Origin of the sequence: Halomonas sp. (assembly GCF_014859505.1) — a bacterium.
In the GTDB taxonomy this organism is placed as follows: Bacteria; Pseudomonadota; Gammaproteobacteria; order Pseudomonadales; family Halomonadaceae; genus Halomonas.
The window spans coordinates 1-1,896 of the sequence record NZ_JACUUD010000247.1 but is presented as its reverse complement, the minus strand read 5'-3'; the positions used below and the strand labels follow the sequence as shown (position 1 = coordinate 1,896).

The 1,896-nt window shown below is 66.2% G+C and carries 3 protein-coding genes; all 3 read right to left on the bottom strand.

The genetic code is table 11. The features are described from left to right. Positions 1 to 243 (bottom strand): hypothetical protein (locus IBX53_RS15985; RefSeq protein ID WP_290911334.1); only part of this gene is annotated, 243 nt, incomplete at its 3' end. Beyond that, positions 236 to 880: a PilL N-terminal domain-containing protein gene (locus IBX53_RS15980; protein ID WP_290911331.1), complete on the bottom strand. Its 645-nt coding sequence runs from the start codon at positions 878 to 880 to the stop codon at positions 236 to 238. The genes IBX53_RS15985 and IBX53_RS15980, both read right to left, overlap by 8 nt. A gap of 206 nt (positions 881 to 1,086) precedes the next feature. Then, entirely contained in the window at positions 1,087 to 1,620 is a 534-nt protein-coding gene (locus IBX53_RS15975) for an STY4534 family ICE replication protein (RefSeq protein ID WP_290911328.1), read from the bottom strand. Positions 1,621 to 1,896 lie beyond the last annotated feature (276 nt).

Genomic DNA, 1,896 nt, shown 5'->3' with positions numbered 1-1,896 from the left:
TCGGGCGAGTGCCTCCTCCAGCGTTACCACCGCCTGCTGCACCTGGGACTGCACCAGGGATTCCATCGGCACCTCCTCGGGCGCCGGCCTCAACAGCAGCGCCCCCGATACCACGGCGCCGGCCAGGCTGACCGCCAGCAGGCCGTAAAGGGTCTTCCTGCCGCCCTTCCCTGTCCCGCGTTTGCGGCGATGCTGCGGCTCCGTCGGCTTGTGGTCGGGCGACAGCTCGGTAGGCTCACGCATCGCTCACCTCCGCCACCGCTGCGTTGCGCTCACCACGGCCGTCGTCGCCGTGCCCCGGCGCATACCTGACATCCCGCACCTGGTAGCAGACCTCTCTGGCGACGGGATCGACCTCCAGCTCCCAGGCGTCGCCGCCCAGCACCTGGAGGGCTTCGCGCAGCGGCATGGGGCCCAGCCGGTAGTGGGCCGCCGGTAGCGGCTTGCGGTAGAGGGTGCGCTGGGCGGGGCCGGGCGCGGGGCAGAGCGAATAGCCGGTATGGCGCAGGGTGTGACGCAGCGCATCCTCCACGGTGGTGGTCATGGATGCCGGAATGCGCACGTCGATGGTCTGCTCCAGGAGGTAGCGCTGACCCAGCGAGGCCTGAGTGGCTACCAGCTGGTAACGCCCGGTGCGAATCACCTCGACGGAGGGCAGCTCGTCGCTGTAGATGTCCGGGGTCACGGCCTCGGTCGTCGGCGGGTTGGGGCCGGTGACCACGGCCCGATGCCGCTCGCCGTCTACGTCGAAGTGCGGCAGCGAGAGCACCAGAGAGTCTGCATTCGAGGGTTCGGGAGTCTGTGGCGGCTGATGGGCACAGCCCGCCAGCAGCGTGGTGGCGATCAGCGCAGCGGTCGAGAGGGTGGGAAGGTTGAGCATGCGTTGCCTCAAGGGAGTCCATTCAATGGCGTTGAGGCAGGAGGTTCTCGGGTTTGCGGGGGCGGGTCGATTGGAAAGCGTAATCAGGCGGGGAAAGGAAAAACGCCCCGGGATGGGGCGTTCTTCGCAGGTTGGGAATCGTCAGTGCCAGGGCATGACGTGGCGGGGTACTCCCCGGCTGGGTGGGTTGATAGAAACACTGTGGATCAGTGCATGGCCGGCGAATCGAAGGAGCCGGCCGCTTCTCCCGCGTGGGCAGCGGCGTAGTCGTTGCCGGCTTCAGACGGCTCCGCTGAGGCAGCGGATCTGTCGTTGCCGGTACCCTGCTCGTCCCGGCGGGGCGCCTGGTAAACCATCTCGCCATTCACCTTGATCCAGCTGATGAACAACAGGCGCGCCTTGAGACTGACGCCGGTCTGGCCGGCCTTGTCCCCCTTGGAGTAGACGAAGGTGTCCGTCCAGAGGTCGCCCAGCTTGAAGCCCACCAGCACCTTGCGGCCCTGGTATACCGCCTGACGACAGCGTTTGACGAGCGCTTCGGCCACACGGCCGCTGATCCGGCAGTCGAATCGAGTGTAGCCAACATCGTCTGCGGGGCCATTCAAGGCCGCGATATCGCATGCCCAGAACGCGTCTCCGCGCTTCGGCTTTACCTCACGGATTCGGTTGAGGTAGCCAAGCCCAGTGATATGAAGGTCGAAGAAGCCAGTGGTGGCACTCTGGTGAGTGGTGACCGTCATCGGGTATCTCCTCGGTGGGTTGCAGTTTGCACCCGGGAGACACTCACCCCCTGCGGGAAGTCGAGTAGCTTCCCGGGTGGGCAAGAGGTGGATTCAGACGCTGGCTCAGCCCATCAGCACGCAGTGGTGCCGAGCGCCCGCCAGGTGGGTATGGCAGCAGTCGCAGGATGACGTCGAGAACGTTTCGTCGTGCTCGCTATTGCCGACAACGAGGAAGTTCCCGTCGCGCTGCGTGGCGGCAATGGCGTCACGCACTTCCCGCTCGCGGACGGCAGC

Coding starts and splice junctions, on each gene's coding strand:
- IBX53_RS15975 (WP_290911328.1), bottom strand. CDS start 1,620: ATGACGGTCACCACTCACCAGAGTGCCACCACTGGCTTCTTCGACCTT.
- IBX53_RS15980 (WP_290911331.1), bottom strand. CDS start 880: ATGCTCAACCTTCCCACCCTCTCGACCGCTGCGCTGATCGCCACCACG.